This window comes from Aequorivita sp. IT1282 (genome assembly GCF_058068205.1).
In genome coordinates this window covers 343,338-358,651 of the sequence record NZ_JBYRHR010000005.1, presented here as the reverse complement: position 1 = coordinate 358,651, position 15,314 = coordinate 343,338, and the positions used below count along the sequence as shown (strand labels likewise).

General features: G+C 36.0%; 12 protein-coding genes and 1 pseudogene. All 13 read right to left on the bottom strand.

Annotated features, from left to right (window positions below; genetic code table 11):
* Positions 1-23: 23 nt before the first annotated feature.
* The gene (proB, locus tag AC3RVG_RS13180) at positions 24-794 is read right to left on the bottom strand and encodes a glutamate 5-kinase (RefSeq protein ID WP_489691934.1); all 771 of its coding nucleotides are present in this window, start codon (positions 792-794) and stop codon (positions 24-26) included.
* Between the two features lie 19 nt (positions 795-813).
* Positions 814-1,614: a pyrroline-5-carboxylate reductase gene (gene proC, locus AC3RVG_RS13175; protein ID WP_489691933.1), complete on the bottom strand. Its 801-nt coding sequence runs from the start codon at positions 1,612-1,614 to the stop codon at positions 814-816.
* A 380-nt stretch (positions 1,615-1,994) separates the two neighbouring features.
* Positions 1,995-2,168 carry a CAL67264 family membrane protein gene (locus tag AC3RVG_RS13170; protein ID WP_489691932.1) on the bottom strand — a complete coding sequence of 58 codons (174 nt, stop codon included), beginning with the start codon at positions 2,166-2,168 and terminating at the stop codon, positions 1,995-1,997.
* A gap of 176 nt (positions 2,169-2,344) precedes the next feature.
* On the bottom strand, positions 2,345-2,986 hold the full coding sequence (locus tag AC3RVG_RS13165) for a hypothetical protein (protein WP_489691931.1): 642 nt from the start codon (positions 2,984-2,986) through the stop codon (positions 2,345-2,347).
* Between the two features lie 33 nt (positions 2,987-3,019).
* On the bottom strand, positions 3,020-5,032 hold the full coding sequence (locus AC3RVG_RS13160) for a M13 family metallopeptidase (protein ID WP_489691930.1): 2,013 nt from the start codon (positions 5,030-5,032) through the stop codon (positions 3,020-3,022).
* A gap of 218 nt (positions 5,033-5,250) precedes the next feature.
* Entirely contained in the window at positions 5,251-5,607 is a 357-nt protein-coding gene (locus AC3RVG_RS13155; RefSeq protein WP_489691952.1) for a bleomycin resistance protein, read from the bottom strand.
* Positions 5,608-5,693: 86 nt separating this feature from the next.
* Positions 5,694-6,911 carry an erythromycin esterase family protein gene (locus tag AC3RVG_RS13150; RefSeq protein ID WP_489691929.1) on the bottom strand — a complete coding sequence of 406 codons (1,218 nt, stop codon included), beginning with the start codon at positions 6,909-6,911 and terminating at the stop codon, positions 5,694-5,696.
* Between the two features lie 368 nt (positions 6,912-7,279).
* Positions 7,280-7,378: pseudogene (locus AC3RVG_RS13145) on the bottom strand (Fic family protein); the annotation flags it as partial.
* Between the two features lie 290 nt (positions 7,379-7,668).
* Positions 7,669-9,921 carry a polyribonucleotide nucleotidyltransferase gene (locus tag AC3RVG_RS13140; protein WP_489691928.1) on the bottom strand — a complete coding sequence of 751 codons (2,253 nt, stop codon included), beginning with the start codon at positions 9,919-9,921 and terminating at the stop codon, positions 7,669-7,671.
* Between the two features lie 249 nt (positions 9,922-10,170).
* A complete protein-coding gene (gene rpsO, locus AC3RVG_RS13135; RefSeq protein ID WP_489691927.1) occupies positions 10,171-10,440 on the bottom strand; it encodes a 30S ribosomal protein S15 in 270 nt (89 codons plus the stop codon).
* Positions 10,441-10,560: 120 nt separating this feature from the next.
* Positions 10,561-11,436 carry an acetyl-CoA carboxylase, carboxyltransferase subunit beta gene (gene accD, locus AC3RVG_RS13130; protein ID WP_489691926.1) on the bottom strand — a complete coding sequence of 292 codons (876 nt, stop codon included), beginning with the start codon at positions 11,434-11,436 and terminating at the stop codon, positions 10,561-10,563.
* A 91-nt stretch (positions 11,437-11,527) separates the two neighbouring features.
* Positions 11,528-12,595, bottom strand: coding sequence for a class II fructose-bisphosphate aldolase (gene fbaA / locus AC3RVG_RS13125; RefSeq protein ID WP_489691925.1), 1,068 nt, complete (start codon positions 12,593-12,595; stop codon positions 11,528-11,530).
* A gap of 94 nt (positions 12,596-12,689) precedes the next feature.
* Positions 12,690-15,311, bottom strand: a complete 2,622-nt coding sequence (tamL, locus tag AC3RVG_RS13120) for a translocation and assembly module lipoprotein TamL (RefSeq protein WP_489691924.1) — start codon at positions 15,309-15,311, stop codon at positions 12,690-12,692.
* Between the last annotated feature and the right edge of the window lie 3 nt (positions 15,312-15,314).

Genomic DNA, 15,314 nt, shown 5'->3' with positions numbered 1-15,314 from the left:
CTCTCTTCGATTTAAATTATTATTTATGCAAAAAATTTTGTTCCAATTTTCTTGCCGTTCAAAATATCTACAATTACATTTTTCTGCTTTCCATTTGCGATGTAAGTTGGGATATTTTTACTGGCAGTTTCTTTGGCAATTTTAAGTTTAGATTTCATACCTCCGCGACCTTCGCCTTCACCTTTTCGAGATTTTTGAACATACTGTTCTACATTCTGATCTGGGTGTACGTTATTTATTTTTTCGGAATCTTCATCGTCGGGATGTCCTGTAAATAAACCATCGGTATCTGTTAGAATAATCATTGCGTCCGCTTTAATTAGTTCTGCTACCAAACTTGCCAATTCATCGTTATCGCTAAACATAGACATTGTTAATGATACTGCATCGTCTTCATTTGCTATTGGCACAATGCCTTCAGCAATTAGACCTTCGTAACAATTAATCATGTTTTCCCTATGCTTTCCTGGTGAAAAATCGCGTTTGGTTGCCAAAATTTGTGCGCAACGCATACCGTGATCGTGGAAAAGACTATAATAATGACGCATCATTCTTGGCTGACCCACAGAAGAATATATTTGTCTTCTCGTAGCATCATCCTTTGCGATACACTCGCCCAAGACTTCCATTCCCGCAATTGCAGATCCTGAAGATACCAATACCGGAGCATAGCCATTTTCATATAAATCTGCTATTTGCCGAACCAATTCATTGAGAATTGAGCCTACAATACGATTATCCTTGTTTGTCATAACGTTGGTTCCTACTTTAATAACCACTCGTTTTTTGTCCATAATTTTATTTTGGTATTTATTATTGTCCGAGCTCTGTTGCTCTGTCAAACGCTGCGTATGCAGCTTCTTTAATTAATTCTTTTACGTTGTTGTCTTCCATAGAATCCAATGCGGCACGGGTTGTTCCTCCTTTTGAAGCAACCATATCCATCCACGCATTTGGCGAAATATCTGAATCATTGAATAATGCCACAGCACCTTCAAATGTTTGGGTAACCAGTATTTTTGAATCGTTTTGTGAAAAGCCCATTTTTAAAGCGGCTTCCATCATAGATTGCATAAAGTAGAAAACATACGCTGGGCCACTACCAGAAATACCGGTAGAAGCATTTATAAAGTTTTCATTTTGTACGTGAATTGCTTCTCCTGTTGTGTCTAAAAGATTGCGAACCATTATTAGTTCAATTCTGCTTACTTCTTTAGATTCTGTGAAGGAAGTCATTCCCAAACCTACTTTTGCTGGAAGATTAGGCATTGCACGAACTACTTTTTCTACTCCTAATCCTTCTTGAATAGTTTGTATTGTAATACCGGCCATTAACGAAATAAACAGCTGACTTTTATTTACAAGACTTTTTACCGACTTAAATAATTCTTCACTGTGAAAAGGTTTCACGGCTAGAAAAACGATATCGGCTTTTGTAATGCACTCGTCAATTTTGTCGTAAACGTCAAAATTTGGAATTTCCCTTAATTCTAATGTTTTTTCGGGTGAAACATCGAAAATCATTAAATCTCTACGGTTTAATAAAGGCGACTTCGCCATGCCTTCGGCATACGTCAATCCCATATTTCCTGCGCCTATTACTAGTACTTTCATATATTGGTATATTGTTTAGCCAATATAACTGCAAGTATTGTACTAGAAAGGGGTTTCTCTAATAATACGGCTATGTATTGAAAATAAAGGGTTGTTAGGGTAGTGGGTAGGGTGAGTAAGGGCAGTCACTAAACTTTTGTTAAAAAAATAAGAGCAACAATAATAACTATGCAATTATGTCGGTAAACGATGTATTTCTGAAGAATCCTGCTATTATGGCATAAAAACAGCATAATGCAATTCTTGGCTTCAAGGCGATTTTTAAGAAAATGAATGAAGTATAGATTTATTTTGTGCCGTTATTTCAGAACTTCACCACACAGATTTAAGGCGTTATACTAATAAATCAGTATTGTAGTAAAGTGATGCCGAAATTGTGGCTATAATTCATCTTTTAGTGCATTTAGAGCCCACGCAATTAAAAAGAATCCTACTCCGGTAATAATTGGAGGCATCATTATTTCCTGAGCTGCAATACCCCCAAGGTAAACCATAACTATACCAAACACTACTAATAAAATTGCCGTCGTTGTTAAAACTTTATTCTTTTCCATTTTTAGTATTTTTTATGTCTGTTGAATTAATTACACTTTTTCAAAACGCAGCGATAATTACAACTTTGGAAAAAAACCCAAACTTAAGCTAGCATAGAAAGTGTTGCAGTTACTAAGTTAATTAAAATTACCGCAGCTTTCACTTACGATTTTGTGTTGTTAGAAGCTTTTGATTTTTATCTCAAATTTTGAGTTAATACCCATTCTTTAGTGGGTTTAATCCATTCATCTAATGGCTTGTATAAAAATCCGTGGCCCAAATTAGTTTTCAATTCTAATTGTTCAAATTTGGTAGTGAAATTTTCAGAATTCTTCCAGTAATCATAGTTTTTACCCGCAATACCATCTGAGAGGTCGTAAATACATAATACTTGTCCGTGAAATTTCCAATCATTGTTAGTCTCTTGATATTCATTATTTCCCGCCAGAAAAACATAATTAATTGGATTTGTATTTATGTTCGAAATATTGCTCGCGATTATAGCACCTTTCGAAGCGCCAATAACAGTAATGTCTATTGGCTTAACACCTAAATTTACTAAACTGTCAATTTCCTTAGAAACTTTAGTTGCATATTTTAAATAGTCAACATTTTCATTTCTAACTTCCGCAATTACTGTATAATTTTTTTCGCTTAAGGCGTTTACTATACCGTCAAATTCATATTCTCCAAATTCGTCGCTCACGGCGTTTTTTCCTTGAATCTCAATTATTCTTCCGTGTAAATAATAGATGTATTTTTTATGAGATTGTGCATTTGTAGTACAAGCTATTAATAGTGCTAACAAAGTTCCAATAAATAAAGATGTTGATTTCATTTTCTAAGTAATGCCATATTTAAGCTCCTTATTCTACCAAATTGTTATCCTGTCTTCAATAGGCAAATACATTTTTTCGTCAGGTTTTACATCGAATGCGTTATAAAAAGGAGTGCTATTCATTAACGGTCCATTTACGCGCCAAATAGGAGGGGAGTGTGGGTTGTTGTTGATCCATAAACGAAGAAATTCATCTTTCATTTTTACTTTCCATATTCTTGCAACAGACAGAAAGAATCGTTGGTCTGGCGTAAAACCGTCAATTTTTGTGGTATCCTGTCCTTGTTTGGTCATTTTAAAAGCATCATAAGCCACCGCTATTCCGGCAATATCTGCGGTGTTTTCACCCACGGTCATGTCGCCTTTTACATGTAAACTGTCCAAAACAGTAAACGTGCTATACAAATCTATTACTTGCTGTATTCTTGATTTAAACTTTTCGTAATCATCTTTTGTCCACCAATTTTTTACGTTTCCATCTTTATCAAACTGAGCGCCTTGGTCATCAAAAGTATGTGTTATTTCATGGCCTATCACCATTCCAATGCCGCCATAGTTAAGGGCGTCATCAGCGTCATTGTCAAAATAAGGTGACTGCAATATACCTGCAGGAAAAACGATTTCATTCGCAGAGGGATTATTATACGCCGTAACTGTAGATGGTGTTGTATACCATTCGGTTTTATCAACAGGCTTGCCTAATTTTGCCAAATCACGTTGAAAATCTGCTGATGCTGCCGAAACGATATTCTCAAAATACGTATCTCTTGAAATAGTTACATTACTGTAATCTTTCCAGTAATCGGGATACCCTATTTTCTTTGTTATAGCAGACAGTTTTTCTTTAGCTTTTAGTTTTGTGCTGTCGCTCATCCACTCAAGTTTATCTATTCTTACAGCGTATGCTTTTTGTACATTATTCACCAAATCTAACATACGTTTCTTTGCATCTTCCGAAAAATATTTCTTCACATACAATTGTCCTAACGCTTCACCTAGATAATTATCAACCACACTCGCCATTTCTTCACCGCGAGTTTTTTGCACAGCTTGACCAGAAATTACTTTTGTAAATTCAAAAGATGCTTCAACAAAAGGTTTACTTAAATCGGTTGCGTAATTCTCCAGCGTGTTTGCTTTTAAATACACTTTCCAATAAGCGATTGGAGTTATTTTTAAAAGAATATTGAGCTTGTCATAATAGGCTGGTTGGCCAACATCGATAGAATCTGTTTGAGCATTTAATTGTCTCAGAAATGCAGTCCAACCAATGGTGGGCTGACTTTTTTCAAGATCTGTTACAGCCAGCTTATTGTAGTTTTCGTGTACATCGCGACGTTCAACTCTTGTTTTATGAGCAGCGGCAAGTTTTTTGTCTAAGTCGTAAACCAAATCAGCATTCTTTTTAGCGCTTACAGCATCGCTGCCGGTAAGCTGAAATAATTTAGCAACATATTTTTTGTAAGCGTTCTGTATAGCAACCGTTGATGAATCTGATTTGAAATAATAATCTCTATCTGGCAATCCAATTCCCGTTTGGTATGCGTGCGCAATATTTATACTACTGTTTTTATCGTCGGGACCCACACCAACAGCCATAATAGAACCATTGTGCACTGCAGTTTCATTTGCAACAAAAGTCATTAGAGTTTGTATATTATCGATAGCTTCAATTTTTGCAAGCGTTGGCATTATGGGTTCGTAACCACGTTTGTTAATGGTGCTAGTATCCATGCCAGAGGCATAAAAGTCGCCAACTTTTTGTTCAATGCTGCCCTCGGGATGTTGGCCTTTTGAAACACTGTCCAATATTCCTTGCAATCGTAAGCGTTGCGGATAATTCATAAACATATAGGCTCCAACTCCGGCTTGGGTTTTGGGTATGGATACAGAGTCGTACCATTTGCCGTTTGCATATCTATAAAAGTTATCGCCAGGACGCAATGTGTGGTCCATTCCTGTTAATTTAATAATTTTTTTATCTGAAGGATTTTCACAAGCTACCAATGTAAGTAGTGAAATGAAAAGTAATAATATGTGTTTCATGTTTTAAATGGTTTCTTATGAAAAGTCTAGTGAAATGGAAAGTAAGTCAAAGTTCATTTTGCTAATACAATAATATTGAAATTCAGCTTTCTATCCTTATTTTATTGCCGAAATTATAAGTATACATTTCAAAATGAATATCGGAAGTGAGGTATTTAATAATGCTTGCAACCATTAATTGTTTTAGAATAATTGCTTTGTGTTAGAGAATTTTACCCTCAAATGCTTTGTCCAAACGTCAATAGATTGTTATCTGGGTCGAGTACCGAGAATTCCTTTTGTCCCCATGGTTTAATTTCCAACTGTCCATTCGGGTGAATACTGGTTTTGAAATCTAATAAAGATTGGTAAAAACGGTCAATAGTATCGGTTCTAATATAAACCTGCCCATAATTCTGTTTAGGATCAAGTTCTTTAAATTCAAAGAAGTGAATTTGAATTTGATCTCTTTCCAACATCAAATAACCCTCAAAATCAGCACTTCCAAATTCTTTAAATCCTAACTTATTTATGTAAAATTCTCGTGTAACATTTTTGTTACGCATTGGTAATTTTGGGTTGATATCGGTTAGCATAATGCAAGTAATTGCTTTTGGTCTTTTTTTGTTGGTCGTAAATTGCATTATTAGGTTTTGATTTTACGAGGTTCTGTCGTTTTTCATTATTTTTTAATCAGCTTGGGTATGTCGCTGTGTTTTATAAATAATAAGCCATCAAATCTATCTTTCGCAACAAAATCTGAAGTGTTGCCATTGGTGTCTATTCCTAAAAGTACCTGGCTTGTAAAATCATTTTTCTTATAATTTCTTAAGTCCAAAATAAATTCATTTTTCTGGAATTTGTTAAGATGATAGGCCAAAAATGTGGAATCTTTATGTTCAAAATCAAAAGTTCCAATATAAGTTAAGCTTCTGCCACTATATACAAATGTTCCAATTGAGTAATATTTTTCTGCGTAGGTACTTTTTAAGCTATGGCCCATCCAATTCACATTATAATTTGGCATTGCTTTATTTTCTATATGACTGTTTTGCGCCCAAATAATAATTTTTGAATTAGGATTGTTTTCTTTGTACCATTTAACTGTTTCAAACAATGATTTATCTCTAATGTTAGCAGAATTTGGCCATCCCATTAAATCTCCATAATTAATCTTTGAATACGTGTTTCTGAAAATTTCATTCGATTTTTTAATAATGCTGATTTCATTTTTTGAAGTTCCAAGATTCAATAAAACTTGTTCTTTTTCGCTTATTAAATTATCGTATTCTGTCACAAATTCAAAAAAATCATCTCTTTGCTTGTAGAAAGCAATGCTGTCTTTATCATATTCATGTTGATAAAGTTTGTTAAAGCCATCAAACTCGAACTTGACGGATTTTGCAAATACGGAATCAATGGGCTGAATGATTTCAGCCATTCTTTTTATTAAATATTCTTGTTTTGGTTGGCAATCAAATCCTTGAATAGCTAATTTTTTGTCGCTAGTTTTAGCATATTCTACCAAATTCTGTATCTCTTCTGTTTGATAATAGAAGAATGAAGTAAATGATTGTGTGTACTCGTTTGCGGATAAAGAATCGAAATTTTCGTTAGCTAATGCACCATCACCAAAACCTGATTCAAAGAGCACTACATTAAAACCCAACTCTTGATGTAAGAATTTAACTAATTCTGCTTTAGCCTTAAAAACTTCTCCAAGTCCGTGTGTGTTTTCTCCGAGAGCAACTATTTCAACATCTTTTAATGTCTCTTTCAGTCCTGATAAATTTCCAAATTTTTCTAAATCTGGAGTAAATTCAATTGTTGAATTAAAATCAGTTTGAGATTTACAAGAGCCAAAAGTTAGAATTGCTATTATTATTAGAATTCCCCGCATTTTGTTTTTTTTAAATTACAACTCGTTGTTAGTGTATGAGAAGTTGATGTATAAAATGCGTTTAATTTTAACAAGTTAAGTAACGGCAGATTTTAAATTCTCAATTCTCCTTTTTGTGTGAACGTTTTAGTTTTTCAAAATCTGGGGATAAATCATTTAATATTTTACTGATAGCTATTTCGAGAGGTAAAAAGTTTGTCTCTTTGTTAAACGCACTATTGATGTTGTTTACTATCCTGATTGTTAAGTGAGAAAGCAACTAATTTAGTAAATAAAAACCGAATATGATATCCTCGAGTCCAGATAGGTTTTAACTATTTATCTGCGCTCGCAAACTAAGTATGGTAGAAGTAGTAATAAAATTAATAGGGCACTAAGAACACGTTATATTCAATGACTCCAACTTTTTCAGAAATTGAAGTTATTAATCTTAAAATTTCGGGAGTTATGTCGTAAGGTGGCTTCATTTGATACTATCATTTGATAGTATCAAAGATAAGGTCATTTGATAGTATCAAAGATAAGGTCATTTTCTTATTCTTCGAAGAAAGGGCTTGATTTAAATATACACTACGACTTATTATATCATCACTTTCTTGGAAAATCTTTTCATATTACGAGAGTGTAAGATCCAATTTGAAGCAATTTATTTGCACAAAAAAAACGCCTTCAACCCATAATTTTGGGTGAAGGCGTTTATATTAATTGAGAGATATCAGTTTAGAGTTATTTGTAACTCTTCACTCATAATTTCTATTTAATCTCTCTTTCTGTCTCTATCGCGGTTATCGCGACTGTCACGGCCACGGCTGTCGCTGCGTCCACGATTGTCTCTGTCTCTACTTCCGCTGCGGCTATCGTCGCGTGGCGGACGTTCTTTGTAACCTTCTGGTTTTGGCAACAAAGCTTTTCTTGAAACTTTATCTTTTTTCGTTCTAGGATCGAAACCAATAAATTTCACATCAAAAACATCACCCATGTTTATTACATCCGAAACATTTTCTGTGCGTTCCCAAGCTAGTTCACTAACGTGTAGCAACGTCTCGTTTCCGGGAGCGTCCATATATTCTACAACGGCACCAAAGTCAAGCATTTTAATTACTTTCACTTCGTAAGCGCTTCCTACTTCAGGTTTGAAAGTAAGTGAATCAATTTTCGCTAATACAGCATCGATTCCTTCTTGTCCAGTTCCTAAAATTTCAACAATACCTTCTTCAGTTACAGGGTCTTCGTTAATAACGATAGTACATCCTGTTACTTTTTGAAGTTCTTGAATTACTTTTCCACCAGGTCCAATAAGGGCTCCAATGTATTCATTAGGAATACGTACTGTAACCATTTTAGGAGCATAAGGCTTCACGTCTTCACGAGGTGCAGCAATAGTCTCAGTTAATTTCTCTAGAATGTGTAAACGACCATCTCTTGCTTGCTTTAATGCAGCTACAAGAATTTCGTAACCCAATCCTTTTACTTTAATATCCATCTGGCAAGCAGTAATACCATCTGCCGTTCCGGTTACTTTAAAGTCCATATCGCCTAAGTGATCTTCATCACCTAAAATATCAGACAATACAGCATATTTTCCAGAAGCTGAGTCAGAAATTAATCCCATTGCAATTCCAGAAACTGGTTTCTTCATTTGTATACCAGCATCCATCATTGCCATTGTTCCTGCACAAACAGTTGCCATAGAAGAAGAACCGTTAGATTCTAAAACTTCAGATACTATACGTACTGTGTACGGGCAATCTGCAGGCACCATACCTTTTAATGCACGTTGTGCAAGGTTACCGTGACCAACTTCTCTACGAGATGTTCCACGAATAGGTCTTGCTTCTCCAGTACAAAAAGGAGGGAAGTTATAGTGAAGGTAGAATGTTTCTTCGCCTTCGTAAGATGGCATATCTATTTTGTTTGCTTCTCTAGAAGTTCCCAAAGTTACAGTGGCTAAAGCTTGAGTTTCTCCACGTGTAAATATTGCCGAACCGTGAACAGATGGCAAATAGTCAATCTCGCACCAGATAGGGCGAATGTCTGACGTTTTACGTCCATCTAAACGCAATCCTTCATTTAAAGTTAAATCTCTAACAGCAGATTTTTCTGCTTTACGATAGTATTTTGAAACCAAATCACCAAAGTCTGCCAATTCCTCTTCAGAAAAAGTAGCTTTAATCGAATCTTTTATTTCAGAAAAAGCAGCGGTTCTTTCGTGTTTAGCTGAACCGGCTTGTGCAATAGCATAAACTTTATCATACGCCATATCGTAAACCTTCTTTTCAAGGTCTGCGTCTTCTCTTTCGGCTGGATACTCACGAGTTTCCTTTTTTCCGAAAGCTTCGGCAAGTCTAATTTGTGCAGCACATTGTAATTTAATATGCTCGTGTGCAAATTTAATTGCTTCGGTCATTTCTTCTTCAGAAATTTCCTTCATTTCACCTTCAACCATCATGACACTGTCTGCAGAAGCACCAATCATCATATCGATGTCTGATTCTTCCATTTGAGCTCTAGATGGGTTGATTACGAATTCGCCATTAATTCTTCCTACACGTGCTTCAGAAATAGCACATTCAAAAGGAAAATCTGAAAGCTGAATAGCAGCAGAAGCGGCTAAACCTGCCATTGCATCTGGCATAACATCTTCATCATGACTCATCAATTGAATCATAACTTGAGTTTCAGAATGGTAATCTTTTGGGAAAAGTGGGCGTAGTACGCGATCCACCAAACGCATTGTTAATACTTCGCCGTCGCTTGGTCTTGCTTCTCTTTTGAAGAAACCACCAGGATAACGACCTGAAGCTGCAAATTTTTCGCGATAATCTACAGTTAATGGTAGAAAATCTAAATCTTTTTGTTCGTAATTAGAAACTACAGTACAAAGCAGCATACATTTTCCGGATTGCACAACAACAGAACCATGGGCCTGTTTTGCCAATTTTCCGGTTTCGATAGTAATTTCTCTACCATCGCCAAGGTCTATGACCTCTTTAAATACTTTAGGTATCATTTGTTTTTCATTTTTGTGCTCCAATGCTTTTCACCTTTTTGGCAATAGTGAAGGAGTACGTTATTTTTTGGTCAAAACCTGATTTTCAGGTTTAGTGTTGTTGTGTTGTTGTGGTTGACCAATGAAAAACTATAGGGTAGCCTTTCTGAGCGAAGCTACGTAATCTTTTTAATATAAAGAAGATTATAGCTTGGCCTTAAAAAAACAAAGCGAAGAATCTTAGAGATTACTTCGCTTTGCTTATAAAGATTACTTACGTAATCCTAACTCTTTAATGATAGCACGGTAACGAAGGATATCTTTTTTCATAAGATAATCCAACAATGAACGGCGCTTACCTACTAACATTACCAAAGAACGCTCAGTATTGTAATCCTTGTGGTTTGCTTTTAGGTGACTTGTTAAATGGGAAATGCGGTAAGTAAATAACGCAATTTGTCCTTCTGCTGAACCAGTGTCAGTTTTAGACTTTCCGTGTTTTTCGAAAATTTTTCCTTTTTCTTCTGTTGATAAATACATGCCAATATTGTTAAAATGATTTTTATGTACTGACTACCATTTTGGTAATCAAGGGCGCAAAAGTAATAAAAGTTATTGAGTTAGGGTGTTATTTTTCTGAAATATTACATCCTACAAAATTTATGCATATTTTTCTTTCTTCTCGCGAAGCGGTCTGTTTAACACCAAATCTAGATATAGATTTATTTTTCGTTTTAAATCTCTTCGGTGCGTTATAAAGTCTAGAAACCCGTGCTCTAAAAGAAACTCAGCAGTTTGGAAACCTTCGGGAAGTTCTTTTCCCGTTGTATCGCGAACCACTCGGGGACCAGCAAAACCAATTAACGCTCCGGGCTCACCAATGTTTATATCGCCAAGCATCGCAAAAGAAGCTGTTGTTCCACCTGTAGTTGGGTCTGTACACAATGAAATATACGGTATTCCAGCATCACTTAATTGGGCTAATTTCACACTAGTTTTTGCAAGTTGCATTAGTGAAAGTGCGGCTTCCATCATTCGGGCGCCACCACTTTTTGAAATTATAAGTAATGGAATATTATTCTTAAGCGAATAGTCTGCTGCGCGAACAATTTTTTCGCCTACAACACTTCCCATAGAACCACCAATAAAGCTGAAATCCATACAGGCAATAACTAAATCTGAACCCATAGATTTACCCACAGCACAACGAACTGCATCTTTAAGCCCAGTTTTATCTTGTGCTTCTTTTAGTCTGTCTGTATATTTCTTTTTATCCTCAAACTTTAAAGTATCTTGTGAAGTAAGTCCTTTGTCAAATTCTTTGAATTTATTATCGTCAAAAAGTATTTCAAAATACTCCTTGCTTCCAATGCGCACGTGGTAACCATCTTCGGGGCTAACGTAAAAGTTTTTTTCAAGCTCTTCGCTGTCAACAACCTTTCCTGTTGGCGATTTATACCACAACCCTTTTGGGACGTCTTTTTTTTCTTCAGTTGGGGTTTGTATCCCTTTTTTTGTTCTTTTAAACCAAGGCATATTTTTAAATATGAATTATGAATTCAAAATCATGAATTCCAGTTATTTAATGAAGGGCTCAGAATTCATATTTCTGAATTCTGAATTTTTATTATAACGTGTTCACGTTGTTCAAATCTTTAAAGGCTTTTTCAAGTCTATTTTTGAAAGTGATTTCACCATCACGAAGCCATTTTCTTGGATCGTAATATTTTTTGTTTGGTAATTCGTCACCATCAGGGTTTCCAATTTGGGTTTTTAGATAGTCCAAATTCTTCACCATATAATCGCGCACGCCTTCTGTAAAAGCGAATTGCATATCAGTATCAATATTCATCTTTATAACACCGTAACCTATTGCTTCGCGAATTTCTTCTAAGGTAGATCCGCTACCTCCGTGAAATACAAAATCTATTGGATTTGGACCCGTGTTAAATTTTTTCTGAACATATTCCTGCGAATTTTTCAGAATAACTGGAGTCAATTTTACATTGCCGGGCTTGTAAACACCGTGCACATTTCCGAAGGCTGCAGCAATAGTAAACTGATCGCTTATTTTTGAAAGTTCTTCGTAAGCATATGCAACTTCTTCGGGTTGGGTATATAATTTAGACGAATCTACATCTGTGTTATCTACGCCGTCTTCTTCGCCACCAGTAATGCCCAATTCAATTTCTAGGGTCATTCCAATTTTGCTCATACGCTCTAAATAGCGCTTGCAGATTTCAATGTTTTCTTCAATAGGCTCTTCGGAAAGATCTATCATATGCGAGCTGTAGAGCGGCTTGCCGTGTTCTTTGAAAAATATTTCACCAGCATCTAGCAACCCATCAATCCAAGGAAGCAATTTTTTTGCACAATGGTCTGTATGAAGTATAACTGTTGCACCATACAACTTTGCAAGTTCGTGAATGTGTTTTGCTCCAGCAACGCCACCGGCTATTGCGGCTTTTTCATTTTCGTTTGAAAGTCCTTTACCAGCATTAAAATGTGCTCCGCCATTAGAAAATTGTATAATTACAGGTGCATTTAAATCGGCAGCAGTTTCCATAACAGCGTTAACGCTATCTGAGCCCACAACATTCACGGCGGGCATAGCAAAACCTTTTTCTTTTGCGTATTGATGAATTCTCTGAACTTCCTTTCCAGTTGCTACACCGGGTTTAATTCCGTGGCTCATAGTTGTGTTGTGGTGTTAATTGTTAAAATTATAGGACTCGTACTTGCCTAATGCAAGCTGAATCCTTTCAGCAAAAGTAACAAATTTATATGGTTTAGAATGGATAGTTGATACCGATATTGTAAACAGCCTCGGTGAATTTATAATCTGTAAACCAGCGTTCGCCCACTACTTTGGCAGGATTGTGGGTTTTGAAACCAACATCAAAGCGAAATACGAAAAAACCAAAATCGTAACGAAGTCCAAGACCCGTGGCAACTGCAAGTTCTTTAATATCTGCAATACCATTAAATACTGAAGCTTCATCTTGAATGTTATCCAAAACATTCCAAATATTACCTGCATCAACAAAAAATGCTCCTTTAAAGGCTCCTAAAATAGTGAACCGATATTCTGCATTTAGCGCAATTTTAAAATTGGCTTCATTAAATTCGTCCGTACTACCGCTGCTTCCGGGGCCAAGATCGTAAGCGCGCCATCCACGGTTGTCGTTGGCTCCTCCGGCAAAATAACTTCTCGTAAATGGTATGCTGTTACTGTTGCCATAAGGAATGGCAATCCCACCAAATGCGCGAAAAGCCAATACATTATTACCATTAAGTTCCCAGTGTTTTATGTATTCTCCTTCTCCTTTTACATATTGTGAAAAAACTACGCCCAACGTAGTATAGTTACCATCTTCATTTTTGTTTACCCCCGCAAGACTTGATATACCTGAAAGGAGATTTCCTGCTACCTCTAATTTATAGCGGGTTCTCGAAAAGTTGTTGTCTTGAATATTTTCGCGTGTATCGCGCGTTCGAGTTATGTTTGTAGCGAAAATTAAATTGTCTTCAGTAAGTCGTTTTTTGCGTTCGTCAATATTACTTACGGCATTGGCGGCATCAGTATCAATCAAACTAGAGTTGATGGTGCCGTCTTTTACGTCGCTAATAAATCCGTTTGCTCCCTCTGGAACAATTAGAATAAGATTGTTGTTTGCATCGAAACTGTAATAATCTGGATTGATTGTTCCGGGGTTATTGAGTTCAGTTCCTCCAGCAAGGGTGTTTAATTGATCGAAAGAATTCTGATAAACGTTGAAATAATTACCAATGTTGAGGTTTTTTACATATTGCAGGTTTAACAAATCTAATTGGTAACTCATAATTTTTGAAGGTTTCCAACGGTAATTAAACACTCCGTTTATAGTTTGCCTATCTAAACCAATATTGTTTTGTGCGCTCGCTCCCAGACTTATCCCTGTAGAAGGCGACATATATTTCGGGATTAACTTTTCAGTATTTATAGGAAAAATTATTCGTGGAAAAGTGAGCTTTACATCGCCCCCAAATTCTGAAATATTAAAAAAAGTGCTTTCGCTGTCTGCCGCATCTTTGGAAGAACCAACACTTCCACGAGCTGAGACTTCAAGAATTTCGGCACCGCGAAAAATATTTCTAAAAATTATATTTCCGCTGAAACTGATTCCAAATTGTTGAATGGTGGAGGTATAAGTATCAAAATCTACCCCAAGCGTAAATCGATCTCGGGGACTTAGAAAAATAGTAGAATTCAGTAACTGCTCTGTAGAATCTGTTGCAACAACTGAATAATTAATGTTGGGATATTTAAAAATACGAAGATCACTAATCTGATTGTACGTTAATGTACGGTCAATGTCTTTATAAATTTTGCCAGGAGTAATCGAAATAGCATCTGCAATAGCCTTTGGACGAAAACGCATTTTGCCGTAACTGAATAACTTGTAGCCTTTATAACTTATAGAATCTTGTAAAGCTTTGTTCCGATTTTCGTACGAATAATCTGTTATAATCCGAACTTCATTAATGCTATGAACTTTAAAAGGTTCGGTATAAGTACTGTCGCCTTTGGTAATCTTTCGGTCTGGGATGATGTATGTAATGTCTGCCTTGTGCTCTGTATTTACAGTGTCTGCCTCAAAACCAACATATTCTTGTTCAAAATGATAAAGTCCAGAATTTCTAAATTGAATGGTAAGCCTATCGCGTTCGTTCACAAAATCATTAGCGGCATATTGCTTTCCGGGAACGATAAATGATTTGCCTTTTGTACGTTGAAAAAGTGAATCTACCACCGGCGAGCTTATCTTTTCGGTAATAGAATCGCCCACAAAATACGGTTGGTGTTTTTTAACCAAATAAGTAATTTTTGCGCGTTTGTTTTTCTTTTCGCTAGGTTCAATTTTAAAATCTACTTCATCATTAAAATATCCATAACTAGCGTACCAACGTTTTAGCCGTGCCATGGATTTATCAATTTTTTGTTGGTCGATAATTGCGGGGGCCTCTCCAGATTTTTGAAGCCACTGATTGAAGTTTACATAACTACTATCAATTTTATCGACCTGTTTTTTTGAAAGAAGATTAATTAGCCGCGCCTCGCGTTTAGGGTTTTTATGAAGCCATTTGTAATACGTAGAGTCTGGCTGTTGGTCGGCTAGATTGTAGATGTGTAACTCCAAGGGTAAACCAATTAACGGAATGGTGGTATTTGGCTTCTGAGCTAGCTGGCTATAGAGTCCAGCATCCTTAACTTTTACACTATCCACCAAAATTGTATTTTCGGTGAGCAGGTATTTTCCGTCTGGCACTCTTTTTACAGCATTGCACGAATAAAACAGACTGATAATTACTATTATTATTGATATTTTTGTCGGGTCGCGCTTCAAGTGTACATTTTTAATCGAATTCAAAAA